A 13,293-nucleotide genomic window follows, 5' to 3' on the forward strand; every position below is an offset into this window, starting at 1 on the left:
TCTGTCCAGATGGGTAAACTCAAGCCTGAATGTCTCTATCATCATGCCGTGGCACCTCGCACTAAAATCACGGTGCAGTCTGTATTCCGAGCGATCGCTTCTGGAATATTGCCCTGCACCACTTGGCGCAACAATCGCTCTCGGCTTGCGCCCAGCATAATCACATCGCTGTGATGTTTTTGCGAATACTGAATCACCGCCGCTGTCACCGACCCCGCAGACACAGGCGCGATCGTCACGCTGCCCTTGACGCGGCGCTTGAGAAAATGAGAGGCTTGTTCTAGCAGCCCTGTGTCCGGCAGTTGTTCGGGCTGAAACACCTGACACACATCAACTTCTGGCATTTTACTAAGGGTGGTCAGCGCGGGCAACAGTTGAATTGCTTCTTGGGCATTTGGGCCACCTGCGATCGGAATCAGCCACCGATCAAAACACGTTTCATCGCGCAATTTTGCCAGCACGACCTCACAGGGCGCTTGCCGAATCACCGTATCCACCACCCGGCTAAACACGCGACCCGGCGTTGACGTGTTGCCCTTCCAACCCATCAACACCAGATCGACATGGCGCTCTTTCACCGCTTCTAAGATTGCCTCTGAAACCGAGTGCGCCACCCGAATTTGGGTATGAATTGGCACCTGCCATGCTTGCCCCATCTGCACCGCATGGCGCAAAAGTTTCTGGCTAGTTTTCGTGCGGACAAGCGTTTCCGAGGGGGCGCGATCGCGCGAAATAGTCACCACTTGCAAACACTCAACTTCATAGCGGCGATCGCGGGCAATGGCGATCGCCATTTTCAGCAACGGGGTTGCCGTTTGTGGATTGCTCAACGGCACGAGCAAGCGTCCGCGCCCTGTGGCAGGGGCACAAGTCTGATACACCAGATACGACGGATCAAACTTTTGGTGGGTCTGTGCCATCGTGCCATCGAGATAATTCGCCTCAACCCGAATCGTATCCCCGCGCGTAATAATGCCAACCAGTTTCCGATGCTCAACCACAGGCAGCGCACTCAGGCGATACCGATTCAGCAGATTTAGCACTTGTGCCAGCGTATCTTTAGGCATCACCGTGATTGGATCAGCCGTCATAATGTCTGCAACTTTGATGTCTCGACTAGACTGTTTTTGGATAGAAATTAAATCATCTTGGGTCACAATCCCCACAAGTTTCCGATCTTCTAACACCGGAAAATTGCGATGAGAAGACTGAGAAAATGCCTGAATCGCCTCCTCGATTGTCATGCCACTCGACAGCGTTTCGACTTTGGGCTGCATCACTTCTGCCGCCGTTAGCGCCGACCAAAGCTGATTTGCCCCATAGTCTTCAAGATGAATTCCTTTCCATGCCAGCAAGCGATCGTAAAGCGACCCCGGCGAAATCTTCTCTGCCACCAAATAAGCAATCACTGAGCCAATCATGAGCGGCAACACAAGATTGAAATCAGTTGTCATCTCGAACACAATCACAATTCCGGTGATCGGTCCTCTCGCCACCGCCGAAAAAAACGCGCCCATCCCCGCCAGTGCAAACGTTGTGGGCGATCCATTGCCAACGAGTCCTTGTTCAGCCAAGCCAACTAGGTAGCCCAGAGCCGCCCCCAACCCCAACGATGGCGCAAACAACCCTCCGGGTGCCCCCGATCCGTAGGCAATGAGCGTTAACCCAAACTGAGCCACAAACGCTAACGCGACGGGTTGCCAACTCAGTTGGCTATTCACTAAAAAATTGCGGAGTGCTTCGGTATCGCGCAGAGGCGGAGGGAGCACCACGAGAAAGCCTCCACAGATAAAGCCTGCCAACGCAACTCGAATCGGCAACGGCAACCGCAGCTTGCTATTGAGCGTCAAGCTCTTGACAATTCCTTGATTAAACAAGGCTCCTAGCCCACCTGCCAACAACCCCAGCGCGATCAAAAACGGAATGTCTAGGGGAGAAAACTCAGTGTTGAACATAGACGGGTTGAGGTCAAGGCTGCGTCCGCCCAGCCACCGAGACACAACTGCACCAATAAACGAGGCGAGAATTGCCGTTCCCAAGGTGAAGCTCGACGTGTCTTGCAGCAATTCTTCGACCACAAACAGAATGCCTGAGATTGGGGCATTAAAGGCGGCAGCCAATCCTGCCCCTGCGCCTGCTGCAATCAGTTGACGGCGATAGTCAGGCGACGTGGGCACCCAGCGGCTGAGTTGCGCCGCGATCGCAGCCCCCACCTGCACCGTCGGACCTTGGCGACCCAGCGTCAATCCGGCTCCCAGCGTCAGCACGCCTGCCAGCAGTTTCACCACTGCCACCCGCCAATTCAGCACGATCGGCACGCCCGCTAACACGGCTTTTACTTGAGAAATGCCACTTCCAGAGGCTTCGGGCGCAAACCGCTCCACCAAAATTCCGGCGAGAAACCCGCCCACTAAGCCAAAGACAGGTAAGACAAGAACGGTCGGAAAAACGCCAGCCACCTCATTGCGCCATTCAACGAGCCATGTTGCCCCCGCCTTGAGAAACACAGCCGCCAATGCTGAGATTAGTCCAATAAAACATGCTTGTGCGATCGCAAACCGCTTTGTCTGCAACAATTTTGTCTGTGACACTTGGCGCAAAAACCGAGTCCAGAATGCCTGACCTGTAAAAATCATTTCAACTTAATTTGCATCAATACCCAGTTCCCCAAATGCTATCTCTAGCGCCATCATTAGTAACATTGTTTTCCTAAAACTCAAAGCGGAATGCATCTAAAATTATGCGGTTGAAAAAATCTTTAAGGTTGGTAGACAGCCTAGTGTATAGGGTTCAGACAAAGAAAAATATCTCTTAAATGTTGTAAATGTTGTCTATCAGCAACAATGCTACTGCGATCGCGGCTGACTAACTCAGTACGATCGCAGTAGTAAATGATTCAAGATGAAACAAAAAATAGAAACGATGAAATCGAAAAGAAATTAAAAAGTCAGAGGCTAATTATTTTACAGTCGCCAGCGATCGTGTCCGGGGTGCTTTTTTCAGGCGTGCCCAAGACGACAAATGCCAAAGATACACAAACAGCCCCCCAGAAACGAACCCTCCTACTCCCCACTTCAGCGCTTTTTTGAGCAACTTCTGCGACTGTTGACTTAGCGCAGCTTGGGCTTTGACCTCGGTTTGCTCAGCCGTTGTTTTCATCACTGAAAGCTGTTGCTTACGAAACGCCGAAGCATCAAAATTATCCAGCGTTCCAACCGTTGATCGTTGCACAAAATTTCTGAGTTGCTCATCAGACATTTTAGCCAAATTATTTTGCGCTGTCTTCGCTTGATCGCGCTGCTGAGAAAGCTGCGACACCACCTGGGCATTGGTTTGATTGTGCACCCGCCACGAGGCGCTAATACAAACTGGAACCAAAACCCAATATGCGATCGCAACACCTAGCACTAACCAAGATAACGGTTTAAGCAAAAAATTCTCAACCCCAGTGCGATCGCGAAATTCTCCCAAAAAGACCAAACCAAAGCCAATCATTGGAAATGCAACGCGCTCTACCAAGTTGCCTACCGTATCAAACTCCCAAACCGGGTTGAATACTTGCAATGGGTACAAAATATCCACAACATCAAACGCGCTCATCACCAGCAAAAAATACCCGATTAAACGCAATCCTGCGATCGCTTTACCCACGTTAGAAGATTCAAACTGCATCATCTGACACGCACCTTATCCATAGAAAATCGACAAAACTAAAGCGATGGAAACTGCGACAACCAGTTGCGATATCCATCGTTCCAAGCCGCCTCTAGCTGCTGCTGCACGGTCTCAACCGAACGATGTTCTAAAGGCATCGACAGCGTTACCCACAAACATCGGGCATCTCGTGGCTCTTCTCGCCCAACCAACACTGGAATCAGACGACTGGGTTGCAAATCATAGGTGTTCCGATTTGCCACAAATTGCTCACGAGTCACCGTACTTGAACCCCGCGAATTAATGCAGGTGCTCAGATAGGCTTTGCGCTTGTGCTCAAACAGGCTATAAAAGCCGTTCTTACCCTGCTTCTGCGTAGGTCGTTCAGCAATTACGATTTCATTATCTAATGTATAAGCTTTGAAGTAGTTTTCGATGTCTCCATTTGCCTGTCTTACATAGTATAAATCAACTGTTAAATCACTATCATTACTATTGTTACGGTACTCGTAGCTTTGTCCATCTAAGTGAAATGAATCATTGTCATAGTGATATCGATCTTTTGCGATCGCACGATGGCTACTCAAAAAACTTGCGTTACCAAGAGGCAGATAATCAGGAAACTGATGCACGACGGCTTGTCCTAAAGTGGGATCAAAAATCGCCTTTGCGATCAACAAAACAACCCCAAAAAACGTTAGTTTTATTAGAGGGAAATAGGCTCGCTGCACGTTCATTATTTCTGCCCCCTCGACGTCGCAACCGCACCTTGAAGCGGCTGTTCTGCTAGCTCTGGCGCTAGCTCTGAAGGCATTAATTGCTGACAATAGTGGCTAAAAACCGACATCGAAATTAGCGAAAAAACCTGCGATCCTGCTCCGCTATGCCAAAACTCAAAGGCAGTCATGTTTTTTACAGAAACAAGATAGGTGAGCAACACAATCCGAAACCCATTCACCACAAGTGCTGACGCGATCGCAACCCCAGGAACCAGCACCTTGTCTCTCCAGTGAGTCGGAAAAACCAACAAAAATATAGCCGCTATTTTCAGTGAAAGCAATGCCGCCTCTAACCCCGAACATCCAGGATAAATTTCCACTGTCCCAGTTGGCAATAGTAGCTGCACCCCTTGTCGCTGTACTGGGAACCCCATATACCACATGAGAATATGAGAATATTGAGCGGTGATCACACTAAAGTGCGTAACGCGATCAACATAGTTAATCAGTTCGCCAACCGGAAACGCTGCGATCGCAACAAGCCAAAGCTCACGCTGATAGTGCAAGAGATGCTTAACCCCAACCGCAACCAACACAATTGCAAGTGCGATCGCAAGAGAATTCACGCTCAACACCGCAACACTTGCTGACTTGAGATAGCTACTTCTCACCAACAACAGCGCAACCAGTGCTCCGCCCAAAATGCGAGACGGCAGATCGCTGCTTAAAACAATTGTTTGCCGTCTTTGCCAAACGCAATACACCACACCCGACCAACCCATCAGTTCTAACGAGATCTGGTTAAAGTCGCCAGTGAGCCGCCAGCATAGCTGCCAGTGCAACACAACCAGCCCAAGCGCAATTCCTAAAAGCCAGTAGTTTGGCTCATTCGCCGCTTGAGCAATCCGAGCACGATACCGCAATAAGGGCATGGGACTAAACTACTCTAAACAGAAACACCACTCTAAACAGAAATAATAGTTGCTCTAGCGAGACGTGTTGCGCGCTACCACCTCTCGTAACCGCCGTAAATCTGCACCCAAGGCTTGAAACTCGGCATTGTTTGCTAGGGAGATCACCACCAGATCGCTGCTCTTGCTCACCACTGCGTTATACGCCCGGATCGCGGCACCTAATTGAGCAATTTTAAGGTCAGTGCACGTCAAAGATGAACCCCCTTGCCCCCCACACCCTGCAATTAGCCCATCACTCGCAATCAGCGTCTCCGCCAAAGATTGAGCCAACTGGAGCGTTTCAGCATTGCTGAGATTCACATCACCCAGCGATGTCAGAATTGCGATCGCAGCCTTAGCTGACTCAGGCGAACGCCCTGACACATCAAGCGCAGTCAGCACCCCCACCAACGCCGCCGCAATTTTAATATTAGGAGCAATCACTGTTTGAATACTAGATTCTCCAGACCCCGACTTGGGTGTAAATCGAATTTCAATCTGTCGATTTAGTTTAGGAATCAATGCAAATTTGACATCTCTGCTAACGCCACGGCGATCGCTACCAAAGACATTAAATTGTCCACGCTGAGCATTGAGATAGAGCACATAACGAGTAAATCTAGAAACAATGCTACTGGGTGTACTATCTAAACGCTTGAGATCTAATTTTACTAAGCCAGGTTGCTCCGGTAAAATCCCTGGTTCATTGGGAGGAGCAGCGCGTTCGGTGAAGATGGCGCGCAACTCTCCGATTGTTTTGGTATAAAGCGAAAATGGCACTCCAAAACGAGGAGTGAGATGAGTCGGCGCGATCTCCGAGCCAGTATTAATTCCCGATGTTCCACGGGGCGTGTTAGCCTGAGCCGCAGCACCCCCTAGCACAACCAAAGAAACTCCCAGTGCTAAGGCGCGTTTCACTGAAACAATAGTCCAATTCATACAAGTCTGATTCCTACAGCTTCAAAAAGTAGATTTAGTATTGATATCCGGCGTAGTTGAACCCGTAGCCAATTCCCAAGGAAAATAGCGTTGCATTATCATTGCGACTGAACACATTGCCGATAACGGCTGTTAGAAAAAGCGGCTGTGTTTTGATCGGCACGTAGGAAACGCCGAGATTGAGGTCTTGCCCTGTCCAGCTTGCGATCACCGACCCTTGAGGAATAACGCGCACCCCGACGCTGCCAAACACCCCGACGCCGCCCCTACCAGTTTGAATATTGTCAAACGATCGAAACCGCCCTCCACCCAAACCTAGCGATGCTGTTAACGTCAAAGTGCTATCTGGGTCACTAGGGCGCAGATCAAACACTTTACTCGCTACCCCATACAGCGTGGAAACTGTGCTCCGGTTTTCTTCTCCCCATGTGATGCCAGAGTCGTAGCCCAGTGCGATCGCAGCTTTTCCAGGCAGCGCTCTGTGCAGTTTCAGCCCAATGTCACCATTGCGACCAAATCGTCTGAGGCTCCCAATATTGGCGCTTACTTCGAGTCCTACCGCCTGCTCCGAATCTCCTAGCCCAAATCCGGCAGACAGCGCACCGTCGGCTTCGTTAATTCTGGGTCTACGGTTTGACAACGAGAGACCGACAAAGGCATCTCCATAATTGGCACCAAAGGCTGTAGGGGTGCCAACCGTTGACCCTGGCGAAAAGGCAGGAGGGCGCAATTCCACCAACCGATCGATGATCAGTTTTTGCCGTAATGTGTCTGCATTTTGAGCCGATGGATCTGCCTGAGCCATTGTCTGCCCTTCAGTCTCAGCAGGAGTTAGCAAACGTTGAGCGCTAGCTCGACGATGGTGTTGTAGAAATTCTTGCGTTGAGGTCGCCTGAGCAATTGGCTGGTGAATTGGCTGGCGAGGCGTTGGCTGATCACTATTTGGCTGAGCACTATTTTGAACGGCAGCAACCGGACGAGTCACTTCTGCATTTTGAACGGCAGCAACCGGACGACTCACTTTTGCTGCAACTGGTGTGGCGAAACTGGGTTGCGGTTTGCTCTGCAAAGATTGTTGTGGTTTACTCTGCAACGTTGGCTGAGGTGCAGAGTAGCTAGACGGGGTTAAGTGATCTTTCGGAGTGTTGCGGCGCAAAGGGGTGCGAGGAGATTGCTCTAAAAGTCGCTTCAGGGTTTCTACGGTCTTTGGAGCAGGCTGAGTCTCCTGGAGAGCCGCACTGGCAGCAGAGACCGCGCCTGGCTGAGCCAACCCAACTGAGTTAGACAGCCCAATCACACCCAGAACAGAGCTAATAGCAATCCATCGCATCCAAAACACGTCTACTGAAAAGCGAGTTCGATGATGTGTACTTTTTCTGAATGCCATGATTTCGAGTCCACTGCTTGCATGAAGAAGGTAAGTGAGGAGCGGCTCACGCAATCAGTATATTCAGCAAGGTAGTATCGGCATTCTGTAAATGCGCGTATTTTTAACAATGGTCAGCTTGGTACTTAAGTAATATCACCGCTTCTCGACCGTTTCTCTAGCTTAGAAGATAGTTGTACCAGGCTAACAATGAGCAAAAACCGCCCTTACAGGTTTGTAAAGTCAGCACTATTGTACCGACGCTTGCGAATTGCTTTGCGAATGCGCCCCAGCCCAAATGCGCCTAGACCAACCAGAGGATTGAACACAAAAGGGACGGGTGTAATTGCACTATTGGACACATCAACCTGGGCTAGCTTAAAACTTCCTTGGGCAGATGTGGTGTTGTCGCCCACGAATAGAAAGTTAGGGATTGTGTAGGGAGATCCTTCTGCGGCGTAGTTTCGCAGGCGACCGGTTAGGAGGGGCGCACCATAATTTCCATTGGCATAAAGGTAGTAAGCATTGTTCAGAATGGATAACTCATATTGAGCGATCGCAGCTTGCGTATTAAAGCTGGCTCCCTCTGCATGGGTAAATCGAGTGCCTGTTGGGGCAAGGGTTGGATCAGCTTTAATGGCTCCATCTTCTTGCGCCCAAATTTCATTGTCCCAAAATCCAAGTTCAATGCCTTGCTGGTCAGAACTGAGGGCAATAATGCTCAACCCAGCGCGATCGCTAATCGAATCTGTCCCCGGATTGTTCTGCGCGTTGGGATTGGCGTGGTTTTCAGACAGCAGTTGCAAATCAAACCGCAACGTATACCCAGCGCTGCGATCAAACGATTGATCTGATCGAGAATAGCCCGCCTGGATACTGTCATTTGCCGTTGTATTAAGAGTCGTGCCCGTGCTATCGCTGGTTTGAGTTGCAAATGGAGGCGAAAATCCAGGAACAAACGTCCAGCCTTGGCTTCCAGGAGGGGTTCCTAAAGAGCCGTTGTAAAGGGTTAACGCTTGAGTTTTAGCGGCTCCTAGCAGCAATAAAGTGCTAGTCAGCGCGGTTGTTAGAAGAATCTTCATAGGAGGGTCTCTCAATAAATAAAAGGGCGAACTGTAGCCAATCGTCAAGTACTTAAGTTTTCTGCTGATGTCGGCATCGTTTTGACAAGGTTTTACGCACCTGAGCTAAACCAACCCCGCCCAAACCTAACAATGGGCTAAAGACAAACGGCACTGGAGTTGGAGTGAAGTCTGCGATAAAGGCTGTGTCTGTTGAGGCTGCTAAGAGCGAAGTACTGCCTGTATATCTACTGCCACCGCTATAGCTACCAGGATTGACGAACCGGATACCTTGGGTTTGGGAAAACAGCGCATAGTATGTGGTATTCACATCTAAGTTAGCTCCGGTGAAAAAGAAGGTGCGGCTAGGAAAAGCGCCAAAGCGAGAATCTGGATCTATTGAATCTGAAAACCCGTCACTATTAAGCAATGCACCTACACCCGCCGTTAAATTGGCAAAGGTGGGTACAGAGTTGTAAAGGTAAAGGGTGGATGCTGTCCGACTAGCTGCATCGATGTAGGCAAACGTTACCGATTGGAGAGGTACTGTCCCATTGCTAGGGGCAGTACCTGACCCATTTGGACCGATATTGCTGGGGATGAATGATTGTCCTCGTGTGGCTGTTGCATTACCTGTTGAGCTTGTCTGCCCAATAGTAAACGCAGAAGCAGCAGTTGGCAAACTTAAGGACAACAAGGCAACACTCGTAACAGTCAGGGCATAAGCCGATTGAGCCGTAACAGTTTTAGTTGTTGAACGCATAGGAATAATTTGTTTTGTTGTTGCGATCGCAACAAGAAGACAGCAAAGCGCGAGCCAACAGAGGTTGCAACCTATTTCTTTGGAAGGGGTGCTGTTTGCTCATCGCGTGTTTCAAATTTGCCGGAGCTTTGATGGTAAAGCAAAAAACTTCTGTGATTACTTTTTTGCTGGGGCGGGCAGCTAGTTAACCGTTAAGCGTTTTCAGATAACCATGTTTCTAGATCGCTAATGGCTGAGAAGTCGAGCAGAGCGATCGCTAAGGCTCCTCTATCAAGAGAACTTCAACCCGCGATCGCACCTCAAAACCAAAGCGCGATCGCGGCATTGAATAAACCAACCGGGAGCGATCGCGCCTTCACAAAGCTTGTTATGCCTGTGCAACCTCCTGACGTTTCTCATTGCGACGCTGACGAAGGGCTTTACGCGCCTTTGACAACCCCACCCAACCTAAACCAAGCAACGGATTGAACACAAACGGCACTGGTGTTGGAGTGAAGTCTGCAATAAATGCAGCAGTAAAAGAGGTTGTTGAAAGATTGCCGTTATCAACGTATTCAAAATGACCTGAGTAAGGATTGGTTGTATCCTCATCTCGAATAGCTTGGTTTAAAGAGAAGAGAGCGTAATAGGTTGTGTTGGCATCTAGGTTAGCTCCAGCAAAGGTAAAGGTACGACTTGGATTTGCTGGATTAAAGCGTGAGTCGCCACCTACTGAGTCTGTAAATCCAGTACTGGCATATAGGTTTCCAGTCCCGGTGTTGAGATCAGCAAGGGCAGGAAGGAAGTTGTAGATATACAGCGTGTTAGCAGTCCGGTTAACGTCCGAGGCATAGGCATAGGTAAAGGCGGAAAGCTGCACATTGCCAACGGGAGGAGTGCCTGTGCCATTGGGACCAATATTGCTAGGGGTAAACGATTGTCCCCTGACATTGTTTAAAGAAAAGGATGCGGTCGTTTGCCCCACCGTAAAAGCAGAGGCAACCGTAGGCACGCTCAAGGGCAGCAAAGCAGCACCCGTAACCGCAAGGGCACAGGCGGCATTCTTAACAAAGTTTGACTTGGAAACCGAAGGAACACCAGTAATCGATGTCATAAGACTCCAGAGGGGTGAGTTATATATTTGTGAAACTGATGGGGCTAAACGAAGGAGAGCGGTTGCCCAACTTCTCGCCGTGTCACTCCATCACAGACAGTGCAATTGGGTCTGCACCACGCTGACTTACAGCCGTTCTTTGAGCCAGAACAGAATGCAGCTTCGTCAGTTGCTGAACTGGATTACAAAGCAAATTTGCCCGAGCAAATCCACCCTGTGCTAATCGATCACGCTCCGCCGGATTTGTAATTAACCTCTCCAAACACTGCGCGATCGCTTGTGAATCCCCCGGCGGAACCAAATACCCACACGTGGAATCCACAATTTCTGTTGCTGCCCCGATCGCCGTTGTCACCAAGGGCAATCCGGCATAAAGCGCCTCAATGAACGCAATGCCAAACGGTTCCCCACCACTATTGGGTTGACAATGCACATCAGCCGCCGCTAAAACCTTTGGCACATCCGATCGCTGACCCAGAAACTTGATGCGATCGCTGATCCCCAACGTTGCCGCTTGCGCCTGAAGCGAGGCAAGATAAATCTGCTCATGGGGTCGCTGTGCCCCGCCCACCATCCACACCTCCCAATTTGGGACATGCTTCAGCTTCTCCACCGCCAACAGCAACAACTCATGCCCCTTCCACCGCTCCATGCGGCAAGCCTGAACAATCACTACCCGATCCTCCGGAGTTTGAAACTCATCCCGCATCTGCCGCCGAATCTCCGCGCGATCGCCCTCCCCAGCACTCAGCACTGGATGATACACCACCTGGCTCGGCACGCCCGGATACACCGTCGCCAGCGTCGATTGAGTGTAGCGACTATTTGCCACAACAAAATCTGGAACCGTCCATTTCGCCAATTGTTCTAACCAACTCTGACCCGACAACGTATCCCGGCAATAAAACACCAGCGGCAGCCTTTGCGACTTCACCACCGTCCCAAAAATCGCTTGCGACCAACACGCATGGCAAATCACAACATCAAACCCGCCCCGCCGCAACACTGTTCTCAAGCGCGATCGCGCCTGCCAAACTTGCCACGGGTTCCGAATTTTCACCGCCCCAAGCTCATGCACCACCGCCCCCGCCTGGGTCAGTTCTGTTGCCAATCGTCCCGGAAAACACAGCGCAAACTCATGCTGCATCTGGGGCATCAATGCCTGGGTTTTCGCCAAAGTCACCAAGTACGTTTCAACGCCACCAAACAAATTTCCCGCATATAAATGAAGCACTCTCACGATCAGACCTCTTTCTTCTAAAACTACACCGGCGCTGCCGAACCAATGATTTGCCCTCCTTGCGCCGTGGGGCATGAGCCATCCATCCCACGCCCTAGACCAACACAGGCTCAGCCGCCGTTGCCCTCATCACCTGCTGATAGATCCGCAGGCTTTCTTGCGCCATCAAATCTTGATCAAATCGCCCAGCCCGCACCCGGCTTGCCGCCGAAAGCCGTTCCCGTAAATCTGGGTCTGTCAACAGATGTCGAGCCGCCTGCGCCATCGCTTGCGGATCATTCACCGGCACCGTCAACCCTTCAACGCGATCGCGGCTCACCCACGTCACCCCACTATGCGGAATTGCAGCATTGATCACCGGGCAACCGCTCGCCATCGCCTCTACCTGCACCAACCCAAATGCCTCACTGCGCGCATTCGAGGGAAACCACAACGCCGTTGCCGCATGATATGCCCCCACCAGTTCTTCTGGGCTGAGATAGGGCTTCCACACCACGCGATCGCTCACACCTGCCTCTTTTGCCCGTTGCTTGAGCGTCTCCGCCAACTGCCCCTTGCCCACAATCATCAACGTTCCTGGCACAAACTTTAGCGCCTCGATCGCCACACACAACGCTTTGTAATACACCAACCGCCCCACCGACAGCCAAATCGGGCTGCCATAGGTTGAACGCAAGTGCTCGGCATACGCGATCGCACCATCACTTGGCTGTTGATAAATCGACAAATCAATGCCAAACGGCAACACTTCAACTCGATGATGATAGGGACGCAAAAAATCCGATCCATTCGCATAAAGTGGATTGCTAATCAGCACGCGTGATGCTCGATGATAAACATAGCTGAGAAGTGGATTGATTACATGTTTGAGAACCCGTTGTTTCACAATATCGCTGTGGTGCGTTACCACTAGCGGAACCGATGAGTTTGACAGCGCCCAATGCAGCCCCATTGCCGGATTTGGAGCGTGCAAATGAGCAATATCGTACTGCGTTCCACGCTGCTTAAAATAGCGAGAAAATTCTGTAAACATATCAAATCGCGCTACCGTCGCCATCCGACCCAACCGAATCACCCGCACATCGCGATCAAATTCCTCAACCGTTTGTGTTTGTGGCGAGTCTTCTCCGGTGCGATCGCACGCATTCACACAGATCACATCAACCTGCGCCCCCAACGCGGCTTGTGACGTTGCCAACGTTCGCACATGCGTTTCAATTCCTCCAGGTTGCGGGGGGTAGTATTTTGACAAATGGCAAATTCGCAAAGGATTCTGGCCATTAGAACGCTCTACCGTCTTCCGAACCCTTGCAAACAGATCGTTTTGAGAAATCTGAACATACGACATGATGAAGTTACTCCGTCACAAACTTGAGAGAGACACGAAGCCGCAAAAAATAGCTCTATTTGTCAATAGATAAATCTAGCGGTTTACCCACAAAAAAGAGGATTAATTCTAATAGCTAGGCAACAGGTAAACGTATTTAAATTCCGATAACCTTGAG

Annotated in this window: 11 protein-coding genes and 1 pseudogene; all 12 read right to left on the reverse strand. The window is 50.4% G+C overall.

Annotated features, from left to right (window positions below):
• Positions 1 to 41 precede the first annotated feature (41 nt).
• Positions 42 to 2,636, reverse strand: coding sequence for a chloride channel protein (locus GS601_RS02655; protein ID WP_162421698.1), 2,595 nt, complete (start codon positions 2,634 to 2,636; stop codon positions 42 to 44).
• Between the two features lie 322 nt (positions 2,637 to 2,958).
• Positions 2,959 to 3,675 carry an HpsJ-like protein, cyanoexosortase A-associated gene (gene hpsJ-A, locus GS601_RS02660; protein ID WP_162421699.1) on the reverse strand — a complete coding sequence of 239 codons (717 nt, stop codon included), beginning with the start codon at positions 3,673 to 3,675 and terminating at the stop codon, positions 2,959 to 2,961.
• 35 nt (positions 3,676 to 3,710) lie between these two features.
• Positions 3,711 to 4,391, reverse strand: coding sequence for a cyanoexosortase A system-associated protein (locus GS601_RS02665; protein ID WP_162421700.1), 681 nt, complete (start codon positions 4,389 to 4,391; stop codon positions 3,711 to 3,713).
• Positions 4,391 to 5,305 carry a cyanoexosortase A gene (gene crtA, locus GS601_RS02670; protein ID WP_162421701.1) on the reverse strand — a complete coding sequence of 305 codons (915 nt, stop codon included), beginning with the start codon at positions 5,303 to 5,305 and terminating at the stop codon, positions 4,391 to 4,393. Before crtA ends, GS601_RS02665 begins: the two co-directional genes overlap by 1 nt.
• A 54-nt stretch (positions 5,306 to 5,359) precedes the next feature.
• Entirely contained in the window at positions 5,360 to 6,265 is a 906-nt protein-coding gene (locus GS601_RS02675) for a hypothetical protein (RefSeq protein WP_162421702.1), read from the reverse strand.
• A 34-nt stretch (positions 6,266 to 6,299) separates the two neighbouring features.
• Entirely contained in the window at positions 6,300 to 7,595 is a 1,296-nt protein-coding gene (locus GS601_RS02680; protein ID WP_238392936.1) for a hypothetical protein, read from the reverse strand.
• Positions 7,596 to 7,858: 263 nt separating this feature from the next.
• Entirely contained in the window at positions 7,859 to 8,713 is an 855-nt protein-coding gene (locus GS601_RS02685) for a choice-of-anchor Y domain-containing protein (protein WP_162421704.1), read from the reverse strand.
• A 52-nt stretch (positions 8,714 to 8,765) separates the two neighbouring features.
• Complete coding sequence (locus GS601_RS02690) at positions 8,766 to 9,455, reverse strand: hypothetical protein (protein WP_162421705.1); 690 nt, start codon at positions 9,453 to 9,455, stop codon at positions 8,766 to 8,768.
• 191 nt (positions 9,456 to 9,646) lie between these two features.
• Positions 9,647 to 9,718, reverse strand: a pseudogene (locus tag GS601_RS23860) (DUF4351 domain-containing protein); the annotation flags it as partial.
• A 104-nt stretch (positions 9,719 to 9,822) separates the two neighbouring features.
• Positions 9,823 to 10,548, reverse strand: coding sequence for a hypothetical protein (locus tag GS601_RS02700; RefSeq protein ID WP_162421706.1), 726 nt, complete (start codon positions 10,546 to 10,548; stop codon positions 9,823 to 9,825).
• 82 nt (positions 10,549 to 10,630) lie between these two features.
• On the reverse strand, positions 10,631 to 11,788 hold the full coding sequence (locus tag GS601_RS02705; protein WP_162421773.1) for a glycosyltransferase: 1,158 nt from the start codon (positions 11,786 to 11,788) through the stop codon (positions 10,631 to 10,633).
• Between the two features lie 94 nt (positions 11,789 to 11,882).
• Positions 11,883 to 13,136 carry a glycosyltransferase gene (locus tag GS601_RS02710; protein ID WP_162421707.1) on the reverse strand — a complete coding sequence of 418 codons (1,254 nt, stop codon included), beginning with the start codon at positions 13,134 to 13,136 and terminating at the stop codon, positions 11,883 to 11,885.
• Positions 13,137 to 13,293: the final 157 nt, after the last annotated feature.

Origin of the sequence: Myxacorys almedinensis A, assembly GCF_010091945.1 — a bacterium.
Classification (GTDB): Bacteria; Cyanobacteriota; Cyanobacteriia; order Leptolyngbyales; family Leptolyngbyaceae; genus Myxacorys; species Myxacorys almedinensis.

Bases quoted from the DNA above. Each gene is read 5' to 3' on its own strand.
- GS601_RS02655 (WP_162421698.1), bottom strand. From the start codon at position 2,636: ATGATTTTTACAGGTCAGGCATTCTGGACTCGGTTTTTGCGCCAAGTG.
- hpsJ-A (WP_162421699.1), bottom strand. From the start codon at position 3,675: ATGATGCAGTTTGAATCTTCTAACGTGGGTAAAGCGATCGCAGGATTG.
- GS601_RS02665 (WP_162421700.1), bottom strand. From the start codon at position 4,391: ATGAACGTGCAGCGAGCCTATTTCCCTCTAATAAAACTAACGTTTTTT.
- crtA (WP_162421701.1), bottom strand. From the start codon at position 5,305: ATGCCCTTATTGCGGTATCGTGCTCGGATTGCTCAAGCGGCGAATGAG.
- GS601_RS02675 (WP_162421702.1), bottom strand. From the start codon at position 6,265: ATGAATTGGACTATTGTTTCAGTGAAACGCGCCTTAGCACTGGGAGTT.
- GS601_RS02680 (WP_238392936.1), bottom strand. From the start codon at position 7,595: ATGCGATGGATTGCTATTAGCTCTGTTCTGGGTGTGATTGGGCTGTCT.
- GS601_RS02685 (WP_162421704.1), bottom strand. From the start codon at position 8,713: ATGAAGATTCTTCTAACAACCGCGCTGACTAGCACTTTATTGCTGCTA.
- GS601_RS02690 (WP_162421705.1), bottom strand. From the start codon at position 9,455: ATGCGTTCAACAACTAAAACTGTTACGGCTCAATCGGCTTATGCCCTG.
- GS601_RS02700 (WP_162421706.1), bottom strand. From the start codon at position 10,548: ATGACATCGATTACTGGTGTTCCTTCGGTTTCCAAGTCAAACTTTGTT.
- GS601_RS02710 (WP_162421707.1), bottom strand. From the start codon at position 13,136: ATGTCGTATGTTCAGATTTCTCAAAACGATCTGTTTGCAAGGGTTCGG.